The sequence below is a fragment of the Streptomyces sp. SID14436 genome (assembly GCF_010548465.1).
Lineage (GTDB): Bacteria > Actinomycetota > Actinomycetes > Streptomycetales > Streptomycetaceae > Streptomyces.
The window spans coordinates 1-23,230 of record NZ_JAAGMD010000023.1 but is presented as its reverse complement, the minus strand read 5'-3'; the positions used below and the strand labels follow the sequence as shown (position 1 = coordinate 23,230).

Below are 23,230 nucleotides of genomic sequence, written 5' to 3'. Positions count from 1 at the left end.
TCCACCCCCGGGTCAGACCCGTCCGTCCGCTGTGCGCGCGGGGCGTCCGCCGGTAGACCAGGACGGTCTCCGGGCCGCCGTCCGGCGCGGGGACGGGGATGCGGTACGTCTTGGGCGGGTGCCCGGTCATGCCCAGCAGCACGGGCAGGACACGGCCGTCCATGGGCCCGCCCTCGAAGGGGGTGTCTTGGCTCTTCACGGCACCAGTGTCCGTCATCCGCCCGGCCGTCCCGCGTCCGCCGCCTCCCCGGGGGCGGTGCCGTCCCGGGCCCGCCGCCCGCCCGGGGCGGCGCCGGTCAGCCGTCGGCCGCCAGCGCCCGGACCAGTTCCTCGGTCTGCGGGTCGCGCCGCCCGGTCACCTCCAGGCCCGCCACGAACTGCTCGACCAGCCAGTCCCGCAGCTCCCCGGCCGGGGGCTGCTTGTCCTCGTCGAGCCAGATCAGCGAGGCCGCCTCCACCGCGGTGATCCACATCCGGATCGTCATCCGCAGCCGGGGCCCGGCCTCGGCGACCCCCAGGTGGCTGAGGATGTGCTCGGCGGCGGCCCGGCGCACGCCGTCCACGATCGCGGTCGTACGGGAGGTCTCCACGACGCTGCCGCCCTGGAGCAGCGCGCTGAACCCGGCGTCGTGCTCGTCCACGAAGGTCAGGTACCGGTCGAGGGCCCGGGACAGCCGGGGCAGCCGCGGGCCCTCGTGCGGCTCGTCGAAGCAGTGCCGCAGCTCGTCGGCGGCGGATCCGAGGGCCGCCTCGTACAGCTGCTGCTTGCCGCCGGGGAAGTACCGGTACACCAGGGGCCGCGACACCCCGGCCGCCTCCGCCACGTCGTCCAGGGAGACGTCCTCGGGGGCGCTGTGGGCGAAGAGGGACAGAGCGGCGTCGAGGAGCTGACTGCGGCGCTCCTCGACGCTCAGCCGCCGGTAGGCGGGGGTGGGGGCCTGCGGGGTCATGCCAGGCAGCGTAACCGCCGGGCCCCGGAACCCGCCCGCGGCGTCCGTCCCCGGCCCCCGTCCTACGCCAGCAGCCCGGACGACTTCCACAGGCGCCGTCCCACGCCGCGCAGCACGCCGATGTCGTCCAGGAAGTCCGTGAGCCGCTTCGAGCCCTGCTGCATCACGTCCCGCCGGTGCCCGCTCGCCTTCACCTGGGCGAGGGCCTCGCGCTTGTCGAGGCCGACGTTGGTGTAGACGTCCGGGTTCACGAAGGCCACCGAGAAGACCCGCGCGAACTCCCCGGAGGTGATCCGCGTGAACTCCTGCGACCACTTCGGCGCGGTCACCATCTGCCGCCGCAGTTCCTCACGCGCGTACCGCACGTGGCGGGCCTCCTCGACGACGTGGATGCGCGTGACGCCGCGGATGAGCGGCTGGACGCGCTCGTCGGGGAAGGTCAGCCGCTGCATCCAGTCGAGCACCTCCTCGCCGAGCAGGGTGGCCGTGAAGGAGCCCGGCGTGGTGGAGATCGTCTTGAACAGCCGGCCGAGCTGCTGGTGGACGCGGCTCACCGGGTACCAGGGGGTGCCGCCGTGGGTGATCAGCCGGGCGAACATCTTGGAGTGCCGGCACTCGTCCTCGATCTCGGTGAGCGCGTACCGCACGTGGGCGCTCGTCGCGGCCTTGTCGTAGATGTGCCGCACCAGCAGCTGCATGAGGATGATCTCGAACCAGATACCGAGCGAGGCGAGGGCCGCGGCCTCGTGCTGGGACAGCAGGATGCGCTGCTCCTCGCTCATCCGCTTCCACATCGGGGTGTCGTACAGGGACACCAGCTCCGGAGGCCAGAACCACTTGCCCTCCTCGAAGGGCGCCTCCCAGTCCAGCTCCTTGTCCGGGTCGAAGGAGTGCTTGGCGGAAGAGTCGAGCAGCCGCTGGGCGACCTGCTCGCGGTCCTTGAGCAGGCCGAGCGCGTCCCGCAGACCGTCCAGCGCGTCGGCTTCCGTCAGGGTCGTCATGGCGGTTCCACCTCATGGGCGTCTTGGGTTACCGGTGGTTCACCCCACTTATGAGACTGCCTGTCAGCAAGACCGTCAATCCCTCCGGCACGACTTGTTGACGAACGGTCTATCCGGCGGTCGTCAGTCCCCGGTGCCGTCCCCGTCCGCGTCCCCGTCCCCATTCCCGTCCTCGGCTCCGGCGAAGACGAGCTGGGTCACCGTCGGACCGGTCTCGGACCGGGCGGTGACCCGGTACAGCCCCTCCCGTGGGAGGGTGACCTCGGCGTGCAGCCGGTCGTCGTCGCCCGCCTCCAGGCGGACGGGCCTGCGCCAGTCCCCCTCGGCCGCGGAGACGACGCACTCGACCTGCGCGGGGTCGTCGGTGCCGGTGACGCAGCAGTCCCACGCCGTGCCCGGCCCGACGAAGTCGGGAACGTTCAGGCCGATGCCGTCCTCCGCCTGATCGGGCCCGAGGTGGTCGTCCTCCAGCAGGAAGTCGGCGACGATCCGGCGGGCTTCGCGGCCCTGGGCGATGGCGCCGTGCTGGGCGGACACCGGAACGGTCCGGCGCAGCAGCGACGCCGACCCGCGGTGGACCGTGCCGTCGCCCCACACGCGGTAGCGGAGGGGAGCGCCGTTGGCATCGCGCTTGACCTCCCCGTCCCCGTCGGTACGGAAGCAGTACTCGGAGGCGTGGACGACACCGTCGACGAGCCTCAGGGACTGCACGGTGTCCTGGCGGATGCCGACGACGGGCCGCTGGCGGGGGAGTTCGTGCGCGTACAGGGAGCTGAAGAAGCCCTCCGAGGCCGCTGCGAGGTCCTTGTCCCCGCCGAGGTCGGCGACATCGACGGCGGTGAGGCGCCGGACGTCGGGACCGTCCTCCAGGCAGAGGAACCGGGGGAGGAGTTCGTGCACGGCGGGCATGGTGGCCGCCGCGCGGGCGAGGCGGGTGTGGGGGAGCGGCAGGGGCCCTCCCTGCCGGGCGTTGAGGATGTTCGCGGCCACCACGGAACCCTGGAAGGGGGTACCGAGGGTCATGACGCCCCGGGTGTCGTCCAGCAGATCCCGGTCGCCCCCCAGGGTCAGGGCCGCGTACGTGACGAGGCCGCCCATGGAGTGGGCGACGAAGACCAGACGGGCCGGCCGTTCGTCGACCGCCTGCCGACGGGCCGCCGACTGGGCCGGGTGGGCGAGCCAGCGCTGGAGGTGGGCGCGCGCCTCCTCGGCCAGACGGCGCCCGTTGACCTCGATGGACAGCCGCCAGTCGTAGGGGAACGTCATGACTGCGTCCGGGTGCGCCGTGGTGTTCTCCACGGTGCGGACGAGGGCGTGGTAGGGCTCGACACCGCGCAGGAACGGGCTCCAGGCCGGGGTCCGCAGCAGACGTCGTGCCCGGACGCGGCTGTGGTCGCCGGCCCGCTCCTCGTCGGTGAGCCGCAGCGGAGCGAGCCCGTCGCGGGTCAGCCAGGCCCTGCCGAGCCAACTGCCGTTCGCCAGGCCCCAGATCGTCCTGCCGGCGACGGTGTCGTACAGTTCGCTGCCCATGATGCCCGGGACGATGACGACGGCGTCGTGCGTGACGGCCGGTACCAGGCCGGGTTCGGTGTGCGGAAGGGAAGTTGGAAGGGTCCCGCCCCCGGAGTGGTTCATGACTGTCACACTAGTGACATGCTGGACACGGGGGGTGACGTTCGGGACGGTCTCCCGGACGCGGCTGACGAGGAGCCGGGAGAGCGGGTTCTCCTGACCGTCGCCGTCCGCGACTACGACGACGAGGACAACGCCGAGGAGTTCGCCGAGGGCATCGACCGGCAACTGGACGCGGTGCGCACGTGGTGGGGGACGCCGGGACCGCTCCCCCCTTTCCGTCAGGTCTTACCGCCGGGACTGCGGCACCGGGACGACGTCGAGGACTTCCTGCGCCGGGAGAACGTCCGCGAACTGCGGGGCCTCGCCCTGACCCTGTTCATCACCGGCCACGGCATCGCCGCCTCCGCGGACACCCATTTCCTGCGGCTGCCCGCCACGGAGGAGAGACGCCCCCTGGCCACGGCCGTGCGCACGGCCGACATCATCGCCGCGGCGCTGGACTCGCACGTCGAGAACGTCCTCGTGATCGTGAACACGTGCTTCGCGGGCAACCTGCAGTCCGATCTGGCCGCCGTGCACAAGGAGATCAGGGCGAGCCGCCTGGCGTCGGCCCGGATCGACGTGCTGGGCACCTGCGGCATCAAGACCAAGATCGAGGTCCTGCGGTTCCCGACGTTGTTGCAGGACGCGCTCCGGTACCTGCGGCGCACGGCCGGCATCACCACGCCGCACCTCAGCGTGCCGGAGTTCATGCACGAGTACGCCCGCCACCTGCCTCCGGCGGACTCGAAGAAGTTCAAACTCCAGCATCTGATCCAGGCGGGCGACCACGAGCCGTCCCCGTGCCTGCCCAATCCCGGCTACGTCCACGTCCCGGGGCAGTCCGCGGCCGTCGAACAGGGGGCGCTGTCGGCGGAATACTGGCTGGACCGGGCGACGGGGAGGCCGCAGGAGCACGACTCCAACTGGTACTTCCGCGGACGTGAGGAACTGAACCGCAAAGTCGCCGCGTTCCTCCGGTCACCGCGGGGTGTGCTGCTGATCAGCGGCTGCGCCGGCAGCGGGAAATCGGCCGTGCTGGCACGCGCCGTCACCCTGAGCAACCCGGCGTTCCGGCGGACGCCGCTGTTCACCACGGCCGCGGGCCTCTCGCCCGAGGACACGGTCCCGCCGGAAGGCGCGGTGACGGCCGCCGTGCCGGCCCGGAACCTCAACGCGGCCCGGGTGGCGGGTGACCTGCTGGTGGCCCTGGGGGTGACCAGGAAGGAGGTCGAGGCCACCGACGACCCGGTCGCGGTGTGGTCGCAGCAGCTCCAGGACCATGTACGCACGTGCGGAAGGCCGGTGACCATCGTCCTCGACGGGCTGGACGAGGCCCACGAGCAGGCGCGGATCATCGGCGACGTCCTCGCCCCGCTCGCCCCTTACTGCGGAACGCTGGTCCCCGGCACGCGCCGGCCGTCCGAACCCGGCTTGCCCGCCGTGCGCCTGCTGGTCGGGGTCCGCGCCAGCCGGACGGTCGACGACGCCCCGCACCTGCCCCGGGACGACGGCCCCGGACTGCTGCAGGCGCTGCGGCACGCGTTTCCCGCCGCGCGGGTGGAGCACACCGACGGCGCCGGAAGCAGAACGGACATGGCGCTCTACCTCGAAGCCCTGATCGGCGACGCTCTCGACCACGACGCCGTCGACGAGGTGGTGTCACGCGTGGTGGACGTGGTGTGGCCCTCGTTCATCGACGCCCGGCTGGCCGGGGACCAGTTGCGCAGGGCGGACGATCCCCTGGCGCTGGCCCGCAGCGAGGACTGGTACAAGAGGACCCTGACGAGCGGCATCCGCGGCCTGCTCCAGCGCGACCTGAGAATGGCCGAGGCCGACGGACTGCCCCCGCAGTACGCCCTGGCCCTCCTGAAGGCCGCCGCCTTCGCCAAGGGACAGGGCGTGCCGCGGGGCGAGGTCTGGCCGGCCATCGCCGGAGTCTTCCTCTCCCCGCACACGCTGGATGCCGGGCAGTGGGACCGGATGATCGAGAAGCTGCTCGGCAGCCGGCTGAACGGCTACCTGGCCCAGGCCGTCGAGGACGACCGGCGCGTGTACCGGCCGGCGCACGAGGAGCTGGCGGACGTGCTGCTCGACCCCGACACCGACCTGCTGGCCGAGGAGGGGCCGGATGCCTGACACACCGGACGGCCGCCAGGCCGAGATCCAGCGGCGGATCGCGGCGGCCCTGCTGGACCTGGTGCCCAGCGACCCCACCATCGCCCCCCACCCCTACCTGCGCCGCCATCTGGCCGCGCACGCGGCGGAGGGCCACGTCCTGGACGACCACCATGTGCCGCCGGCCCTGCTCGCCTGGGAGAGCAGCGCGGGCGTGGCCCGGCTCCTCGCGGCCGGGGGCGAGGGAGCGCCGAGCCGGCCCTGGCTGCAGACCTGGGCCGCTCTGGAGCCCGTCGCGCGGGGCACGGGCCCACTGTCCCGGCTGGCCAGCATGGTGCTGTCCGTCCCCTTCTCGCCGGAGCGGCCCGGAACCACCGCACGGCCCACGCTGGACTCGGTCCCGGTGACGCCGCTGTGGAGCGACATCGCCCGGCCCACCCCGGCGTGGACGGCCGGCCGGACCGAGGTGACGTCCCTGGCCACGGTCCTCGACGCCGCCGGCGAACCTGCCGCGGTCGCGGCGGGGGACGCGTCCGGCACCGTGCGCGTCCTGCACCTGGACGGCCGGCCGGCACACACCCCGATCAAGGTCCACTCCGGTGCCGTCAGCCATCTGGTCGCGCTCAAGGGCGGGCTGGTCGTCACAGCCGGGACCGACGGCTGCGTGGCGGCGGTCGACGCCGTGGGCGGCAGACTCGTCCGCAACGTCGTCGTGTGCCGGGAGCGGACCTGGGTGAGTTCCCTGACCTGCCACCGGCAGCAGGGCCGGCTCCCGCGGGTGCTGGCGGCCTTCAGCGACGGCACGGTCACCGCCTTCGACACCGGCCGGTTCCGCCCGCACGAGGTCCCCGTACCACCGTTGCGCGACCGCCGGGCCGTCCTGTGCGCCGTGGGCATGCCGGACGGAAGAGACCGGGTGCTGTTCACCGAGGACGCCACCGTGTCCTGGTCGGACGGGAAGGCCTCGGCCGTGCACTCGCGGCACGCCGGGCGGGTCCGCGCCCTGCTGGCCCTGCCCCGGCCCGGTACCTACGCCGTGGCCGACGAGAGCGGCAGCGTCTCGCTGTGCGATCTGACCGTCCGCGACGCCGTCACGTCGGTGGGCCGGCACGCGGCGCCCGTCACCTCCCTGCTGCTCACCTCCCACGAGCGGCGCCCGGCCCTGGTGTCCGGCGCGGGCGACGGAACCCTGCGCCTGTGGCGGCTGCCCGGACTGACCCCCGTCGAGGGTGTCCTGCCCGCGCACCGCGCACCGGTTACCGCCCTGACCGCGGTGCCCGGCTCCGCCCACGGCAAGGTCCTGTCCGCGGGCGCGGACCGCATCGTCCGGGCCTGGACCGCCGACCGGGAGACCTTCGGGCAGCCACCCCGGACCTGGAACGACGTCACCGCCGGGGCGCTGTCCCCCGCACCGCCGCACCTGCTGGCCGTGGCCCGGGCGTCGCGGGTCGTCGTGCGGGACCTCGCGGCCGACCGGCAGCTCACCCTGCTCAAGGGGCACCGGGTCGCCGCCCTCGCCTGGCCGCGGGTCGCCGGGCGGCTCCTGCTGGCCGCCGCCCTGGCCGACCACAGCATCGTGTGCGTCGACCCCGGGACGCGGCGGCGGACCGGCACACCGATGGAGGGCCACCACCTGCCCGTCCGGGCCCTGGTGGCCCTGCCGTCCGCGCACGGCGACCTGCTGGCCAGCGGGAGCGCCGACGGCCGGGTCTGCGTGTGGCAGCCGGCCACCGGCGAACTGGTGAAGGACCTTCCCGACCACCGGTTCACCGTCCGGTGCCTGGCCACCCATCTGGGGCGCGGGGTGAGTCTCCTGGGGTCCGGCGGCAGCGACGGGAACATCAGGATCTGGAACGCCGACACTTTGGAGCAGGACGGACCCACCCTGAAATGTGATCAGGACATCATCAACGACCTGGCGTTCCTCGCCCCGGACGACGGCGGGCTGCTCGTCGCCGCGGCCGGACAGGACGGCACCCTGAAGCTCTGGGACGTGCACACGGGACGGGCGGTGCGGGAACTGCAGTGCGACGACGGGGCCCTCGGAGCCGTGACGGTGGTGCGCCTGCCGGGGGAACGGACCGCTCTCGCAGCGACGGGAGCGACCGGCATCCACATCTGGGACGCCGGCACCGCGCGCCCCCTGCTGCGGATCGCGACCGGTTCACCCGTGCACACCCTCAAGGCGGTGCAGGGTCCCCGCGACGTCGAGTCCTCCGTCCTGCTGGCCGCCGGAGAGGCCGGAACCGTGGCATTCCGGTTGCATCACGACCGGTTGTGATCCATGCGCCGCCCCTGTGCTTCAACGCTCCGCCCGTGCGCCGCGGCAGATGCCCGTGGACGTCGTCCGTCCCGGGCCCGCGGCGAGAGAATCTTTCCTTCACGCCGGTCGTACCGGTCATCCCTTTTTCCGTCACTGCGCACAGCGAGGATCCATGACTGCGCCGTTAGCCGGCCCGCTCTCCGCTCCTTCCCGCCCTCTGCCCGCACCGCGGACGACACGGCCCGAAGGGATCACGATCAGCGGACAGGAGCAGCCGCGATGACCCTGCTGCCCGTCACCGTCAAGGCCGCCCCGGACGACGGAGTGTGGCGTCTGGGGTGGGTGGAAGCCCCCATCAGCTACAACCAGGTCGAGCCGGAGACCTTCGAGGGTTCGTCGGCCGGCCGGTACAGCCTGTTCTCGTACGGGACTCTCTACTGCGCCTCCCGGCCGGCCGGCTGTTACGCCGAGGGCCTGGCCAAGTTCCGGCTCTCCCCGAAGGTGCGCGGGCTCATGGCGGGCACCGCCCCCGGGCCCGGGCAGATGGCGTTGCGGGACATCCCCTCCAGCTGGCGCGACAGCCGGATCCTGGTGCGTCTCGTCCCGGTCCACCGGGCGCAGTTCCTCGACCTGGAGACGGAGGAGACGCGGGCCGTGCTGGCCCGGGAGCTCCGCACCGAACTGCAGGCCTTCGACATCGAGGGCCCACTGACCGACGAGCACCTGCACGGCAGGGACCGGAACGTCACCCGCCAGATCGCGGCGTGGGCGGTCAGCCGGCGCAATCAGGACCAGCACCAGCTCTTCCAGGGGCTCACCTACCGCTCCAGCTACGGGGGCCGGCGCTGCTGGGCGATCTGGCGGGACACGGAGCTGAAGGAGGTCGAGCGGCGGCCCATCCAGGTGGAGGACCCGGCGCTGCGGGAAGTCGCCGAGGAGTACGGCCTGACGGTCAGATGAGCGGATCGTCAGGCGGTCGTACGGGGCGTAGTCCGTTCGAGTCCTCCAGCATGGCCGGTGGCAGGTTGTTGCCACCTGTTGCATCCGGAGGAAACCGCAGCTCACGTCCTTCCTGCAGCACCAGAGGTGGTAATCAAGGGTGTTTTGAAGGGGCAAAAGCATAGAGTGAGCGCACCGTAAACGGGTAGGCTGACCACACAACGCACCGGAGGAGCACGCATGTTGAGCAGTGCACGACAGATAGGCCGACCCTTACGAGCGGCCCCGCGGCACCGGCCAGGCGCAACGAGCACGTCTCTCACCGTGCTTGTCTCCTCACGGTTGACGTGGTGCGCTGCGCGAAGCAGCCGGCCGGACACGAGCGAGCACGGCATGCCCCACGGCGGCCGCGGGCTCCGTCCGGTCCTCACAGCACACACAGCCTTAGCGCCTTGAGCGCGATGCGTCCTTCGCTGCTGCCCAACGGCCGGCGGGGAAACGAGGAGACCATGCAGACTCAGCGAGAGTCCACCGCGGAAGCCGAGGCCCGCGCCCTGCGCGACATGGCCGAGCAGACACCGGCCGAGATGGCCCGCTTCCTCCAGGACACCTTCAGCCAGCGAGTCGTCGCTTATATCGCGGGTATCGAAGACCACAAGCAGGTGGGCCGGTGGGCCAGGGGCCTGAACACCCCACGCATCGACTCCGAGAACCGCCTGCGTGCCGCCTGCCAGGTCTTCCACTTCATCGCCAACTGCGAGAACCCCCACATCGCACGCGCCTGGATGATGGGCATGAACCCCCAGCTGGACGACGCCTCCCCGATCGAGGCCATCAGCGAAGGCCGCCAGAAGGAAGTCATGGCCGCGGCCCGCTCCTTCCAGCGCGGCGACCTGTGACGCATCCCTGATCGCTGCCCCCGCCGCACCCGCCCTGACGGGTCCGGCCCGGGGCCGGGCCGAGCCGGCAGGCGCGGGGCCTCGTTCGGCAGTCCGCCGACCGGCGGAAAGTCTCTAGACCGCCGAGCAGCCCAGCCCCTCCGGTGCCTCGCCCGTCACCGGTGCCGCCGCCCCCGCCGGGAAGGGTGTGCGGAGGGTGAAGGCGTACGGGGTGGGGCCGTGGGCGCGCAGGTGGAGGATGCGGTCCTCCGCCTCCGCCACCGTCGGGCGGTGGCCCGCCGGGACCCACCACAGGGCGACCATCGCCTCCTCGATGCGTGCGAAGAACTCGCGCCGGCGGGCGAGCATCTCGCGGTGGCGGCCCCGGTACATGAAGGCGGTGAGCGTCTTCAGGTCGCGCCACACCGACATGTTGACGATCAGCCAGGTGTCCCCGAACACCGGCACGTCCGTCGCGTCGCCCGCGTCACCCACCAGGCGCCACACGAAGCCGTCGGCGGCCTCGGCGTCCGCGTTCACCGGGTCGAGGGCGTCGACGAAGTCCTTGAGCTGCGGGGAGTCCAGCGGGGCGAGCAGACGGGCGATGTTCACCTGGGCGAGTTCGTGGGCAGCGGTGTCGGTCATGCCGCGGACGGTAAGTCGGGAACGTGCCGTTCCGGCACCCCCGTCTCGCCCAGTGGGCGCGAAATGCCGCCGGGATACGCCGACTTACTTCAGCACGGCCTCCATCACGGCCCGCGCGATGGGCGCCGCCGTGCCGCCCCCGGAGATCTCCCGCCGGTTCGCCGCCGCGTCCTCCACCACCACCGCCACCGCCACCCGCGCCTGGGCGTCCCGCTCGCCCTGCGCCCAGGCGACGAACCAGGCGTACGGGGTCCCGGAGTTGCCCAGGCCGTGCTGCGCGGTGCCGGTCTTGCCGCCGACCACCGCACCCGGGATCGCGGCGTTGGTGCCGGTGCCGTCCTCCACCACCTCGCGCATCAGCTCCTGCATCCGCCGTGCCGTCGACGGGTGCATGGCCCGCCGTGCCGCGCGCGACCCGGCCGTCGTCACCGTGCTCCCGCTCGCCCGCGTGGCGCGCTCCACCAGATAGGGCTCCCGCACCTGCCCGTTGTTGGCGACGGCCGCCGCGACCATCGCCATCTGCAGCGGCGTGGCCCGGGTGTTGTACTGGCCGATCGACGACAGCGCCAGCTGGGCCCGGTCCATGGTGGTGTCGAAGGTGCTGCGCGCCACCGAGAACGGGATGCGCAGTCCGGCGTGGTTGAAGCCGAAGCCGTGCGCGGTGGCCGTCATGGCCTCCAGCCCCGTCGTCACCCCCAGTTTGGCGAACACCGTGTTGCAGGACCAGACGAACGCCTCCCGCACCGAGGCGTCCGCACAGCCGCGGGAGGAGTTCGTCAGCCCGGTCGTCGTCCCCGGCAGCCGGTACGGCTCGGGGGAGTCCGTCGGCTCGTCGAGGTCCGAGACCACACCCGCGTCCAGCGCCGCCGCCGCCGTCACCACCTTGAACGTCGAACCGGGCGGATACGTCTGCCGCACCGCCCGGTTCAGCATCGGCCGGTCCGGGTCGGCGTTCAGCCGGGCCCAGGTCTCGCGGGCCGTGGCCCCGTTCCCGGACAGCGGCTGCGGGTCGTAGGACGGGACGGACACCAGCGCCAGGATCCGCCCGGTGGACGGCTCCACCGCCGCGACCGCGCCCTTGCGCGAGCGCAGCCCCTCGAACGCGGCCCGCTGCGCGGCCGGGTGGATCGTCGTCTCGACGTGCCCGCCCGCGCTGCGCGAACGCGTGAAGTCGTTCCACAGCGGCAGCGGCGCGAGCGCCGGGTCGGTGCCGGAGAGGATCCCGTCCTCGGTGTGCTCCAGCAGCGTCGTCCCGTACTCCTGCGAGGCGAAGCCGGTCACCGGCGCGTACAACGGCCCGTCCTCGTACGTCCGTTCGTAGCGCAGGTGCTCCCCGGTGTCCCGTGAGCCGGTGACCGGCCGGCCGCCGACCAGGATGTCGCCGCGCCGCTGGTCGTAGCGGGCGATGGTCTCCCGGCGGTTGGCCGGGTTGTCGTCGTAGGCGTCCGCCCGCAGCACCTGCACGCGCGCGGCGTTCACCAGCAGGGCGACCAGCAGCAGGGCGCAGAAGACGGCCGCGCGCCGGATGTACGGCGTCACCGGACGGCACCCCCGTCGTCCTGGCGGCGCGCGGAGTCGCTCAGCCGGAGCAACAGCGCCACGATCGCCCAGTTGGTGACCACCGACGAGCCGCCCTGCGCGAGGAACGGCATCGCCATGCCGGTCAGCGGGATCAGGCCGGTCACCCCGCCCGCGATCACGAACACCTGGAGCGCCACGAGGGAGGAGAGCCCCACCGCGAGCAGCCGGCCGAAGGGTTCGCGCAGCGCGAGCCCGGCCCGGTAGCCGCGCTCCACCAGCAGCCCGTAGAGCAGGATGATCGCCGACAGACCCGCCAGGCCCAGTTCCTCACCGGCCGTCGCGAGGATGAAGTCGGACTTCACCGCGAAACCGATGAGCACCGAGTGGCCCTGCCCCAGCCCGGTGCCGAGCAGGCCGCCCTCGGCGAACGCGAACAGCGACTGCGCGATCTGGTTGGCCCCCTCGCCCGCCTCGATCGACGCGAACGGGCTCAGCCACGTCTCGATCCTGCGGTGCACGTGCGGCTCCAGCCGGCCCACCGCCACCGCCCCCAGGGACGCCAGCAGCACCCCCACCGCGATCCAGCCGGTGCGGCCGGTGGCCACGTACAGCAGGACGACGAACAGGCCGAAGAACAGCAGCGAGGTGCCGAGGTCCCGCTCCAGCACCAACACGCCGACGCTCACCAGCCAGACGGCGACGATCGGACCCAGCACCCGCCCGGTCGGCAGCCGGAGCCCGCCCACCCGGCGGCCCGCGTAGGTGAGGGCCTCGCGGTTCGCGGCGAGATACGCGGCGAAGAACACCGCCAGCAGCACCTTCGCGAACTCGCCGGGCTGGATGGAGAATCCGGCGACCCGGATCCAGATGCGGGCGCCGTTCACCGCGGGGAAGAGGATCGGCACCGTCAGCAGCACCAGCGCCGCGGTCACGCAGAGGCGGGTGCAGCCCTGGAGCACGCGGTGGTCGCGCAGCACGAGCACGACCCCGATGAACAGCGCCACCCCCAGCGTCGACCACACCAGCTGCGTCGGGGCCGCCCGGTCGCCCGGCGTCTCCAGGTCGAGCCGGTAGATGAGCACCAGCCCGAGCCCGTTGAGCAGCACGCCGATCGGCAGCAGCAGCGGATCGGCGAGCGGGGCGCGGAAACGCACCGCCAGATGGGCGACGAGCGCGAGCACGCCGAGCCCGGCGCCGTAACCGGCGGCGCCGGGCGGGACGGTGCCGTTCACGGCGATGCCGACCGCGCAGTACCCGTACACCGACAGCAGGACGGCCAGGGCGAGCAGGGCGAGTTCGATGCCGCGACGCCCGGACGGGCGGGCGGTGCGCGGGGGCGGGTCGGCGACCGCCAGGGTGATTCCGGCCTTGCTCATGTCCGGAACCTACCCACCTGGTGCGTTGTGGGCGCTTTGCTCATCAGCACCAGCGTGGCGCGGGCCCGATGTTGTCGATGTAGCGGGCGGCGCCCCAGGCCCAGGTGCCGTCCGTGAGGAGGTACCAGAGCGGGTTGCCGTTGACGTTGTCGCCGGGCACCTTGCAGAAGATCGAGACGATCTGGCCGCGGTGCGCGTACCGGATGACCTGCGATCCGCGGGTGGGCGCGCTGCGCAGGGCCAGCCGGTCCGCCGTCACGACGCCCCGGTACTCGCCCTGGTCACCGTGGTTGCCGCCGCTCGCCTGGCCCCAGTCACCGTTCCCGCCGGTGCCGTTGCCGCCCTGCTGGTTGCCGCCCTGGTGGGTGCCGTTCCCGGTGCCGTTGCCGCCGGTGCCGTTCTGCTGGCCCCAGTCGCCGCTGCCGCCCTGCTGGTTTCCGCCCTGCTGGTTGGTGCCCTGGCTCTGCTGGTTGCCCTGGCCTTGCTGGTTTCCGCTCTGCTGGTTGCCCTGGCCCTGCTGGTTGCCACCCTGCTGGGTGCCGTTGCCGCCGGTGCCGTTCTGCTGGCTCCACGGGGTGTCGTCGGACGGGCCGCCGTCGTCGCTCGCGACGGCCGGCGTGACGGCGGTCGCCAGGGCGAGCGCCCCGGCCGCGAGCGCTATGGGCAGTCGGCGGGTCAAGGGGGAGCGCAGGGACATGGCGATACCTCCATATGAGGTCGAAAGCATGGAAAGCTGACTTCTCGCCACATTAGGAGCGGCCGCCGGAGGCTCGCCCGCCCTGCTGCGCCATCGGAGGAGCCGTCAGATCACTCCATCGGCGGTCGCGGGACCTTCCTGAGGGAGAGTCAGCGTGGCCACCGCTCCGCCCTCCGGCGCGTTCGCCAGCTCCAGCCGCGCACCGAGCACCTCGGCCTGGCCCAGCGCGATCGTCAGGCCCAGCCCGTGCCCCTTCGAACCGCTCTCCGTGCGGAACCGCTGCGGCCCGTGCGCGAGCAGGTACCCCGGATAGCCGTCACCGCGGTCCCGCACCGTGACCACCGGCCCGTCGACGGTCAGGGTCACCGGACCCCGGCCGTGCCGGTGCGCGTTGGCCACCAGGTTGCCCAGCACGCGCTCCAGCCGCCGCCGGTCCGTCTCCACCGCCACGTCCCGCACGACGGTGACCTCGGTGTCCGTCCCCGACGCCCGCACCACCCGCCGGGCCAGCTCCCCGAGCCACTCCGTGTCGAGCTCCAGCCGCTCCCGGCCGGAATCCAGCCGGGAGATCTCCAGCAGGTCCTCGGTGAGCGTGCGCAGTGCCGCCACCCTGTCCCGCACCAGCTCCGTGGGGCGGCCCGGCGGCAGCAGCTCCGCGGCCGCGTGCAGACCGGTCAGCGGGGTGCGCAGCTCGTGCGCCACGTCCGCGGTGAACCGCTGTTCGGCGAGCAGCTTGCCCTGCAACGAGGCCGCCATCGTGTCCAGCGCGGCGGCGACCGCGGCCACCTCGTCCTGCGGCCGGGTGCGGTCCCTCGCCCGCGGGTCCCCGACGCGCGCGTCGAGATCGCCCGCGCTGATCCGCCGGGCCACCCGCGCCGTGGTGTGCAGCCGCCGGGTCACCCGGGTCACCGCGAAGGCGCCCGACAGGAGAGTGGCCCCGATCGCCAGCCCGGAGGACCACACGATCGCGCGGTCCAGCCCGTCGATGGTGCGCTCGCCCTGGGAGTAGTCCACCCACACCGCCAGGGCCCGCCCGCCGTCCAGCGGCCCGGCCGCCCACATCGCGGGCCGCCCGCCCTGCTCCGCGACCACCGTGCCCCGCTCCCCGGACACGGCGAGCCGGCGCAGCTCGCCCGGCAGCTCCGGCGGGTCCACGCCCGCGTGGCGCCGCAGCGACTCCCCGGCCTCGTACGCCTCGGTCGCCTCCGCCAGCCGCCGCAGGGCCAGCTCCCGGGCCTGGCCGACGGTCTGGTCGGTCACCTGCACGTGCACCAGCACGCCGAGCAGCGCGGCCAGCGCGCAGCACATCACGGTGATGAACACGGCCGTCTTCAGGGCCAGCGGACCGGCCCAGCGGGGCAGCACACGTCTCACGGAGCGCCCGCCGGCGGCTCCGGAGCGGCAGAGCGTCCCGGTGAGTCCGACGGCCCGCCCGGCTGCGCGGACCGCGAGGGCTGCGGCGACCTCGGGTGCGCCGACCCGCCCGTGCGCAGCATCTCGTCGTGCGTCAGCAGCATCGCCCGCTGCTCGGGGTCCCACGTCCACTGGAGCCGGTACTCGTACCCGGCGACCTCCGACGGCGACCGGATGATCACCGACCGTTCCGCCAGCTCGACCCCGCTCAGGGCGTCGTCGTAGGCCATGATCCGGGTGAGGCGTTCACGGTCCGCGGTGTAGACGCGCACGGCGGTCAGCTTCTCCGGCAGCAGCCGGAAGCCCAGGGTCAGCTCCGGGCGGCCGTCCCCGGTGAGGTCCCGGTAGTACGGCTCGAGGAGCGGGCAGCCGCCCGCGTCCGGATCCTGCCGCTCGCCCCGCTTCTGCCTCTGCTTCTGCGCCCGCTCCCGCTCCTGCCGGTCCTGTCCCTCGGGGCAGTCGGCCAGCCGGCGGGCCGTCTCCCGGTACGGTGCCTCGTCGCCCGCGTAGTCGTCCGGGTGGGCGGCGACCTCGGCGCGCACGGCGGCCACCGGGTCCACGGCACGGATGTCGCCGCCGGGCACCGCGACGCCCTTGACCACCTCCCGGTCGACCTCGCCCAGGTTGAAGGCCGGGCTGGAGGCGGGTGTCAGCTCCGGCCAGAGCCGGGCCGGACTGATCGCGGTGGGAGTCGCCCCGGCCCCGCGCAGCCCGCCGTCGTCACCGCAGCCCGCGAGGGCCACCGTCACCGACAGGAGAACGGCGGCACGGCGGACGGCGCGCGCACGGCGGCTGGCGGGCACTGCACTCCTGGGTTCGTGGGCCGGTGCGCACACACCTTATTCGCGAGGAAGTCCCCTTTTGCGTACCGGGTCGCCCTTCGGTGCCTGCTCCGGCGGTCCCCCGGCTCAGTCGGTCAGGTCCTCCAGCAGCCGGGCCGTGGTGAGTCCCGCCCGGAGGTAGTCCACGAAGAGGTCGTTGTGCAGCGCCCAGGACGAGCGCCGTGCCCGGATCAGCCGGATCGCCTCGTCCGCGGTGCTGCCCCGGCGGATCAGGGCGTGCGCGACGACCAGGCCCGAGCGGTTGTACCCGTGGTAGCAGCGGACCAGGACGCGGCGTCCCCGGTCCAGCGCCTCGCACGCGGCCTCGGCCATGCGGATGACACCGGCGATCTGCGTGCCGTCGAGCGGGCCGTCCGGGATCGGCCACACCTGGTGCTCGACCTCCGCGTCGGGGCCGTGCCCGGGGAGCCGCAGCAGGGTCTGCACGAGATCGAACTCCTGCCGCACCACCGCGAACTCCAGCCGCCCGGTGCGCCCCCGGTACTGGTGTCCGCCCATCCACAGACCCGGCAGGATCTCGTCCCAGGGACGGTCCGGTGCCGGTACGTCGGGTTGCCTCCTGCGGGTACGCAACGGCGCCTCCCACCACCCGCCCGCGGGCCGGCCGCCCGGCGGGCCCAACTGCTCCCCACGGTAGCCGGGTTCTTGCCCCGGCAGCACCCCGCCTGTTCCCATGGTCGTGGGGTGATGGTGCATGGACGGACTGCGCGTCATACCGATCCGGCAGCACGGCCGGGAGCGGCTGTACGTCTGCCGCCCGGACGGCGGGAACCTCGCCTGGTACGACCGGGACGCGGCCCGCGTGAACCTCCTGGGCGCCGACCACCAGGAGGCCGTGCTCACGGCCCTGGCGCCGTACCTCACCGGCCCCGTGTCCGTCGGCCCGCCGCCCGTCCCCACGCCGGCGGAACTCGCGCGCCTGTCCCTCCACCCCGACGACGACCTCGCGCCCAACCGCCCGGGCGAGGCCCTGCTCGTCGCCCTCGACCGCGACCCCGGCCGTGTGCCCCTCCCCTTCCGGACCGATCCCCGCCGCAGGGCCCTCGGGGCGGAACAGGCGGTGGGGGAGGCCCTGGACCGCATGGAGGGGGCGGGCTGGCACACCCTGCACTCCGTCCCGCTGCCCGGCGGCGACCGCGTCCACCACCTGCTGATCGGCCCCGGCGGCCTCTTCGCCGTGCACACCCTGGACGCGCAGCGGCAGCGCGTGACGGTCGTCGATCCCCGGGTGTCCCTGGGGCGCCGTGAGCCCCGGCCCCTGCTGAACCGTGTCCGCGCCGACGCCTCCCGCGCCTCGTACGCCCTGACGGCGGAGGTCCGTGCGGTGCTCGTGGTGGTGGGCGCGTCCCGTCTCACGGTGCCGTCGGCGCCGCGCCGGGTGCGCGTCCTGGCGGAGGGGGACGTGGAGAGCCTGGCCCGGCCCGGCGGGGTGCTGAAGCCGGCCGACGTCGAGGCCCTGCACGCCATGGCCCGGGACCGGAACACCTGGTCCCGGGTGTGACGTGGGGCGGCCCGCAGTCGCGGGCACCTTGGGGGCCTGGGGGCCGTGGCGCACGGGGGCGGGGCGACGAGCCGGTGAAGGCGGTGGCGGCCGGGCCCCTCAGGGTGAGGGCAGAGGACCCGCCTGCGCCGGGTCCAGCAGCGGGGCCAGCAGGTCACCGTGGTCCTGGAGGCGGGGCGCGAGGTCCGGGGCGCTGAGCGCCAGCACCTCGGGGGACCGGCACTCCTCGACCTCCTCCCAGGTCACCGGCGCCGACACCAGCGGCTCGGCCCGCGCGCGCAGGGTGTACGGGGTGGCGGTGGTCTTGCGGGCGGCGTTCTGGCTCCAGTCGACGAAGACCTTCCCGGGGCGCAGGCTCCGCGTCATCCGGTGCAGGGCCAGCCGGGGCATGGCCTCCTCCGCCTCCACGGCCAGCCGCTTCGCGTACTCCGACACCTGTTCCGACGAGGCGTCGCGCACCGCGGCGAGCAGGTGCAGGCCCTTGGACCCCGAGGTCTTCGCGTACGCCTCGATCCCGTCGTCCGCCAGTCGCTCCCGCAGCCACAGGGCGACCTCGCAGCAGTCCACGATCGTCGCCGGAGCACCCGGATCCAGGTCGAAGACGATCCGGTCGGCCAGGCCCGGATCGCTGATGAGCCACTGGTGGGTGTGCAGCTCGGCCACCAGGTTCGCCGCCCACATCAGGCTCGGCAGGTCCTGGAGCAGCACCATCCGGGCCGGGCCCTCCGACCGGGGCACCTCGGCCGTCGTGACCCAGTCGGGCGTACCGGGCGGCACGTTCTTGGTGAAGAAGACCTGGCCGTCGGGGCCGTCCGGGTACCGCAGGAACGACACCGGCCGGTCCCGCAGATGGGGCAGCAGTACGTCGGCGACGGTCGCGTAGTAGTGCAGGACCTCCGCCTTGGTGAAGCCCGTGGCGGGATACAGCACCTTCTCCAGATTGCTCAGCGCGAGCCGTCGCCCCTCCACCTCGGTGATGGGCGCCATACGATGAGAATCCCACGCAAACCGGGGCAAGCACCCCAGGAGTGATCGGCCAGACGACCGGAAAGGTGCTCACGTGAGATCCATATGGAACGGCGCGATCTCGTTCGGCCTGGTCAGCATCCCGATCAAGCTGGTGAACGCCACCGAGAGCCACTCGATCTCCTTCCGCCAGATCCACACCGAGGACGGCGGCCGGATCCGCTACCGCAAGTTCTGCGAGCTGGAGGACCGCGAGGTCAGCTCGCAGGAGATCGGCAAGGGCTACGAGGACGCGGACGGCTCGATCATCCCCATCACCGACGAGGACCTGTCCCAGCTCCCGATCCCCACCGCCCGCACGATCGAGATCGTCGCCTTCGTACCGTCCGACCGGATCGACCCGCTCCAGATGAGTTCCGCGTACTACCTGCAGGCGAGCGGGGCACCGGCGGCCAAGCCCTACACCCTGCTGCGGGAGGCGCTGAAACGCAGCAACAAGGTCGCCATCGCCAAGTTCGCCCTGCGCGGGCGGGAGCGGCTGGGCATGCTCCGGGTGGTCGAGGACGCCATCGCCATGCACGGTCTGCTCTGGCCCGACGAGGTCCGCGCCCCCGAGGGCGTCGCCCCCGACACCGACGTCACCGTCCGCGACAAGGAGCTGGACCTGGCCGACGCCCTGATGGACACCCTCGGGGAGGTCGACCTGGAGGACCTGCACGACGAGTACCGCGAGGCGGTGGAGGAGGTCATCGCCGCCAAGGCCGCCGGGGAGGCCCCGCCGGAGATGCCCCAGCCGGAGCGGGAGGGCAAGGTGCTCGACCTGATGGCGGCGCTGGAGAACAGCGTCCGCGCCGCCCGCGAGTCCCGCGGGGAGGAGGACGCCGAGGTCAAGCAGCTCCCGCGGCGCACATCGTCCCGCTCGGCACCGAAGAAGACCGGAGAGAAGAAGTCGACGTCCACGGCGAAGAAGGCCCCCGCGAAGAAGACCGCCTCGTCGTCGTCCGCCTCGAAGGCGGGCGGGGGCGGCAGCGGCGGCGGGAAGTCCGGGACGCGCAAGTCGGCGGCCAAGAAGACGTCGGCGAAGAAGACGTCCGCGAAGAAGGCCCCGGCCAAGAAGACGGCGTCGCGCAAGCGCTCGGCCTGACGGGCGGGACCGGACGGGGGGACGCGGGGCGGACCGAAGCGGGATGCCGGACGGGCGGACGCGGGACGGGCGGACGCGGGGAGGGACCGACGCGGGGACGGGTGGACGTGGGGACGGGCGGCAGGGTCCTGACGGGCGGACGTGGGGAGGGCGCCCGCGCCCGTCTGTTCCTTCTCCGGTCTCCGGACGGGTGCCGGCCTCCCGCCCGGAGAGGCACCCGCCGGCCTCCCGCCCGGAGAGGCACCCGCCGGACACCCGCCCGGAGAGGCGCCCGTCGGCCTCCCGCCCGGAGAGGCACCCGCCGGACACCCGCCGCGCCCCCGCCTGTCAGGACCGTGCCGGTCGTCCCTCGCCCCGGCCTGATCCGAACCGCGGATCCTAGGCCGCCCGGCGCAGCGCCAGGACGGCGTTGTGGCCGCCGAAGCCGAAGGAGTTGCTGAGGACGAGGTCGCCGTCGTCGGGGAGGGCGCGCGGCCCGCCCAGGACGACGTCCAGGCCGATCGCGTCGTCGACCTCGGCGCAGCCGACCGTCGGCGGCATCACCCCGTGGTGCAGGGTCAGCGCGGCGGCGACGGCCTCGACCCCGCCCGCCGCTCCCTGAAGGTGTCCCAGGTGCCCCTTCAGCGCGGTGACCGGCACGTTCCGCGCGCCCAGGACCCCCCGCAGCGCCCGCGCCTCGGCGAGGTCGCCGTCCACCGTGGCCGTGGCGTGGGCGTTGACGTGCACGACGTCCGAGATCCGGCCCCCGGCGTCCCGTATCGCCCGGCGCAGGGCGAGTGCGATGCCGTCGCCGGACGGGTCGGGCGCGGCGACGTGGTGGGCGTCGGCGGACAGTCCCCAGCCGGCGGCCTCGCAGTAGATCCGCGCGCCGCGGGCCCGCGCGTGCTCCTCGGACTCCAGGACGAGCACGCCGGCCCCCTCCCCGTTGACGAATCCGTCGCGGTCCTTGGCGAAGGGGTGCGACGGCGAGGCGACCGAGGGGTCACCGTCCGCCAGGGCCCGCATCGCGGCGAACGACGCCATGATCGCGGGCGTGACGACGGCCTCGGCACCGCCCGCGAGCGCCACGTCGACCCTCCCGTACCGGATGCGGTCGACGGCCTGCCCGATGGCCTCCGTGCCGGACGCGCAGGCGCTGGTCACGGTCCGCGCCTCCCCGGTGATGTGCAGGTCCAGCGAGACCTGCGAGGCGGCCTGCGACGGCACCGTCATCGGCGTGGTCAGCGGTGAGACACCCCGCGGGCCCCGCTCCCGCAGCTTCCGGTCCCCGCCCACCAGGACGGAGGCGTCTCCGAGGATCGCCCCGAGGCTGACCCCGACCCGCTCCGGATCGATGCCGCTCTCGCGGGTGCCGCCGGGGGCGTACCCGGCGTCCGCCCATGCTTCGCGTGCCGCCAGTACCGCGAACTGCGCGGCCCGGTTCATGCGGCGGGCCGCCTGCCGGGACAGCAGCTCCGCCGGGTCGACCGGCACCGTCCCGGCGACCCGGACCGGCAGCTCGTCGAACGCGTCGTCCGCCAGCTCCCGTATGCCGTGCCGCCCCTGCAGCAGCCCCTGCCACAACGCGTCCGTGCCGACGCCGAGCGGCGTCATGGCACCGAGGCCGGTGACGACGACGCGCCGTCCGTTCCCCGCGGCCGCCGCGTCCGCCGCGGGCCGCGGCTCGTGCCGTACGACGTAGTCCGCGCCGTCCGCCTCGGCGGCCCACCGCCGTATCTCCTCGTCGGCCACGGCGCCCGCGCCGGCAGCCGCGTCGGCGCGCTCGTCGCCGCCCTCACCGGGGCCGGGGGCGGCCGGGTCGTCGCCGGAGTGTCGCTGCCAGGCGCCCCAGCGGCGGACGTACGTCTCCTCCGTCGCGTCGGGGTCGACGGTCCGCAGCCGGGTCAGCCGGTCGCCGTCCCGGAACCCGACCCCGTCGAGCGGGGGAGAGGTCACCAGCGGCACCGCCGCCACGTCCATCCGCCGCCCGGCGGCGGTCACGGGCTGCTCGCGGCGCAGCACTTCCTCGCGGTCCGTCCCGCCGAGCGGAGGCCGCAGCGTGACCCGGATCACGTCGGGCGACTCCGGCAGCGTGTGTATCACGACGTGCCACCGTCGCTCCGTCACGTCGTCGCGGGACAGGGCGACGAGATCACCCGGGACGACCTCGGCGGCACTCACCGTGTGGGGAGCGAGGGGAAGTTGGGGCGTGCCGAAAGAGTGGGGCATGGGAGTGAATACTTCCTTTGGTCCGAACTGTCACGCTGAGGACCGTTAAGAGTGAACTGCACACATCCCGAACCGGCCATTGTTGAATGACGTACGTGACCGTTTTGACCGAAAGTGCGAGGTGTGTTCCTGTCCGGGAGGCGCCGCAACTTCCCTTCGCCGCAGCCCACTTGGGGCCCCGTCGCCCCCACGTGTGGAACGGGTCACGTCCGCCCGCCCGCACCGGGCCGCCCGCCACCGGCGACCGCCCCGCCCTCCCGCCCCCACCGGCGGACACGTCGCCCATCCGAACTGTCCCGCCCCGCAGTCGACTTGTCGCCAAAGCGAGTCTCCGGCCGCGCGTCCGCCGGAACGACGGATCCTGGAACCCGAGTTCAGCGTCCTCTCAGGGGGGTGTGCTTCGATGAACACGATCTGTGCGACTCGCACGCAGGACGGGAACACCCGAGTCGCACGGGAGGGCGAGGGTCCGGTGGAGGGCATGACCGAGGAAGAGTTCGACGCTTTCTACGCCGCCGCGTTTCCCCGTCTGACCGGGCAGCTCTACGCCTTCACCGGGGATCTCGGCGAGGCCCAGGACGTCGTCCAGGAGGCGTTCGTCCGGGCCTGGGACCGGCGCCGCAAGCTGGTGGCCGACGAGGCGCCGGAGGCGTGGGTGCGCACCGTCGCCATGCGTCTCGCGGTCAGCCGCTGGCGGCGCGCCAAGCGCTGGCTGGAACTCATGCGCGGCACCCCGCCCCCCGAGCCGGCCCCCGGCCCCGGCCCCGAACGCACGGCTCTGGTCGCCGCCCTGCGCTTACTCCCGGAACCCCAGCGCAGGGCCATCGTCCTCCATCATCTGTGCGACTTCAGTGTCGAGCAGGTAGCCTCCGAAACCGGCGCGCCCGTGGGGACGATCAAGGTCAGGCTGTCCCGCGGGAGGGCGGCGCTGGCGAGGCATCTGACGGTGGACGAGGCCGAGGAACCGGCCTGTAGGGAGGGCGGCCGTGTCGGATGAACTCACCTCGGCACTGCGGAGGCTGGCCGCCGACCACGAAGTCCCGCCCGGCGTCCCCCCGGCCCGGATCCGGCTGCGCGCCACCCGCCGCGCCCGCCGCCGCCGCGCCACCGCAGCCCTCGGCATGACGGCGGCAGCGGGCTGCGCCGTGACCGCG

The 23,230-nt window shown here is 73.5% G+C and carries 19 protein-coding genes and 1 pseudogene; 7 read left to right on the top strand and 13 right to left on the bottom strand.

All coding sequences use genetic code 11. The annotated features are described in order from the left end of the window. The 4 genes and pseudogenes from G3I53_RS00845 to G3I53_RS00830 form a co-directional block, all read right to left on the bottom strand. Positions 1-217: pseudogene (locus G3I53_RS00845) on the bottom strand (hypothetical protein); the annotation flags it as partial. 79 nt (positions 218-296) lie between these two features. Then, entirely contained in the window at positions 297-950 is a 654-nt protein-coding gene (locus G3I53_RS00840; protein ID WP_164337944.1) for a TetR/AcrR family transcriptional regulator, read from the bottom strand. 62 nt (positions 951-1,012) lie between these two features. Beyond that, positions 1,013-1,951 carry a diiron oxygenase gene (locus G3I53_RS00835; RefSeq protein WP_164337945.1) on the bottom strand — a complete coding sequence of 313 codons (939 nt, stop codon included), beginning with the start codon at positions 1,949-1,951 and terminating at the stop codon, positions 1,013-1,015. Positions 1,952-2,074: 123 nt separating this feature from the next. Beyond that, entirely contained in the window at positions 2,075-3,586 is a 1,512-nt protein-coding gene (locus G3I53_RS00830) for a hypothetical protein (protein WP_343239670.1), read from the bottom strand. Between the two features lie 18 nt (positions 3,587-3,604). Here G3I53_RS00830 and G3I53_RS00825 point away from each other — a divergent pair, with 18 nt between their 5' ends. From G3I53_RS00825 to G3I53_RS00810, 4 genes are all read left to right on the top strand, one after another. After that, entirely contained in the window at positions 3,605-5,704 is a 2,100-nt protein-coding gene (locus G3I53_RS00825) for an ATP-binding protein (RefSeq protein ID WP_164337946.1), read from the top strand. After that, positions 5,697-7,964: a hypothetical protein gene (locus G3I53_RS00820; RefSeq protein ID WP_164437927.1), complete on the top strand. Its 2,268-nt coding sequence runs from the start codon at positions 5,697-5,699 to the stop codon at positions 7,962-7,964. The genes G3I53_RS00825 and G3I53_RS00820 overlap by 8 nt, the downstream gene beginning before the upstream one ends. Before the next feature lie 261 nt (positions 7,965-8,225). Next, complete coding sequence (locus G3I53_RS00815; RefSeq protein WP_164334141.1) at positions 8,226-8,906, top strand: RES domain-containing protein; 681 nt, start codon at positions 8,226-8,228, stop codon at positions 8,904-8,906. A gap of 488 nt (positions 8,907-9,394) precedes the next feature. After that, the gene (locus G3I53_RS00810) at positions 9,395-9,784 is read left to right on the top strand and encodes an XRE family transcriptional regulator (protein ID WP_164334142.1); all 390 of its coding nucleotides are present in this window, start codon (positions 9,395-9,397) and stop codon (positions 9,782-9,784) included. 114 nt (positions 9,785-9,898) lie between these two features. Here G3I53_RS00810 and G3I53_RS00805 read toward each other — a convergent pair whose 3' ends face one another. From G3I53_RS00805 to G3I53_RS00775, 7 genes are all read right to left on the bottom strand, one after another. Continuing rightward, positions 9,899-10,408, bottom strand: a complete 510-nt coding sequence (locus G3I53_RS00805) for a DUF3291 domain-containing protein (protein ID WP_164334143.1) — start codon at positions 10,406-10,408, stop codon at positions 9,899-9,901. A gap of 84 nt (positions 10,409-10,492) precedes the next feature. Next, positions 10,493-11,947 carry a penicillin-binding transpeptidase domain-containing protein gene (locus G3I53_RS00800; RefSeq protein ID WP_164334144.1) on the bottom strand — a complete coding sequence of 485 codons (1,455 nt, stop codon included), beginning with the start codon at positions 11,945-11,947 and terminating at the stop codon, positions 10,493-10,495. Then, positions 11,944-13,305 (bottom strand): FtsW/RodA/SpoVE family cell cycle protein, encoded by a 1,362-nt coding sequence (locus G3I53_RS00795; RefSeq protein ID WP_164334145.1) that lies wholly within the window; start codon positions 13,303-13,305, stop codon positions 11,944-11,946. The genes G3I53_RS00800 and G3I53_RS00795 overlap by 4 nt, the downstream gene beginning before the upstream one ends. 43 nt (positions 13,306-13,348) lie before the next feature. Further along, the gene (locus tag G3I53_RS00790; RefSeq protein ID WP_164334146.1) at positions 13,349-14,002 is read right to left on the bottom strand and encodes an SH3 domain-containing protein; all 654 of its coding nucleotides are present in this window, start codon (positions 14,000-14,002) and stop codon (positions 13,349-13,351) included. Between the two features lie 105 nt (positions 14,003-14,107). Further along, positions 14,108-15,376, bottom strand: a complete 1,269-nt coding sequence (locus tag G3I53_RS00785; RefSeq protein WP_164437926.1) for an ATP-binding protein — start codon at positions 15,374-15,376, stop codon at positions 14,108-14,110. Further along, positions 15,373-16,170: a hypothetical protein gene (locus tag G3I53_RS00780; RefSeq protein ID WP_203592558.1), complete on the bottom strand. Its 798-nt coding sequence runs from the start codon at positions 16,168-16,170 to the stop codon at positions 15,373-15,375. The genes G3I53_RS00785 and G3I53_RS00780 overlap by 4 nt, the downstream gene beginning before the upstream one ends. A 153-nt stretch (positions 16,171-16,323) precedes the next feature. Then, on the bottom strand, positions 16,324-16,830 hold the full coding sequence (locus G3I53_RS00775; protein ID WP_164338132.1) for a dual specificity protein phosphatase family protein: 507 nt from the start codon (positions 16,828-16,830) through the stop codon (positions 16,324-16,326). A gap of 121 nt (positions 16,831-16,951) precedes the next feature. Here G3I53_RS00775 and G3I53_RS00770 point away from each other — a divergent pair, with 121 nt between their 5' ends. Beyond that, on the top strand, positions 16,952-17,758 hold the full coding sequence (locus G3I53_RS00770; RefSeq protein ID WP_164338131.1) for a nuclease-related domain-containing protein: 807 nt from the start codon (positions 16,952-16,954) through the stop codon (positions 17,756-17,758). 99 nt (positions 17,759-17,857) lie between these two features. Here the strand turns inward: G3I53_RS00770 and ligD are convergent, their stop codons facing one another. After that, positions 17,858-18,745 (bottom strand): non-homologous end-joining DNA ligase, encoded by an 888-nt coding sequence (gene ligD, locus G3I53_RS00765; RefSeq protein ID WP_164338130.1) that lies wholly within the window; start codon positions 18,743-18,745, stop codon positions 17,858-17,860. Between the two features lie 73 nt (positions 18,746-18,818). On the opposite strand from ligD, the gene G3I53_RS00760 reads away from it, so the two are divergent. Then, the gene (locus G3I53_RS00760; RefSeq protein ID WP_164338129.1) at positions 18,819-19,868 is read left to right on the top strand and encodes a Ku protein; all 1,050 of its coding nucleotides are present in this window, start codon (positions 18,819-18,821) and stop codon (positions 19,866-19,868) included. Between the two features lie 378 nt (positions 19,869-20,246). Here G3I53_RS00760 and G3I53_RS00755 read toward each other — a convergent pair whose 3' ends face one another. Beyond that, positions 20,247-22,076, bottom strand: a complete 1,830-nt coding sequence (locus G3I53_RS00755) for a beta-ketoacyl-[acyl-carrier-protein] synthase family protein (protein ID WP_164437925.1) — start codon at positions 22,074-22,076, stop codon at positions 20,247-20,249. 481 nt (positions 22,077-22,557) lie between these two features. Here G3I53_RS00755 and G3I53_RS00750 point away from each other — a divergent pair, with 481 nt between their 5' ends. Continuing rightward, complete coding sequence (locus tag G3I53_RS00750; RefSeq protein ID WP_203592789.1) at positions 22,558-23,073, top strand: SigE family RNA polymerase sigma factor; 516 nt, start codon at positions 22,558-22,560, stop codon at positions 23,071-23,073. Positions 23,074-23,230 lie beyond the last annotated feature (157 nt).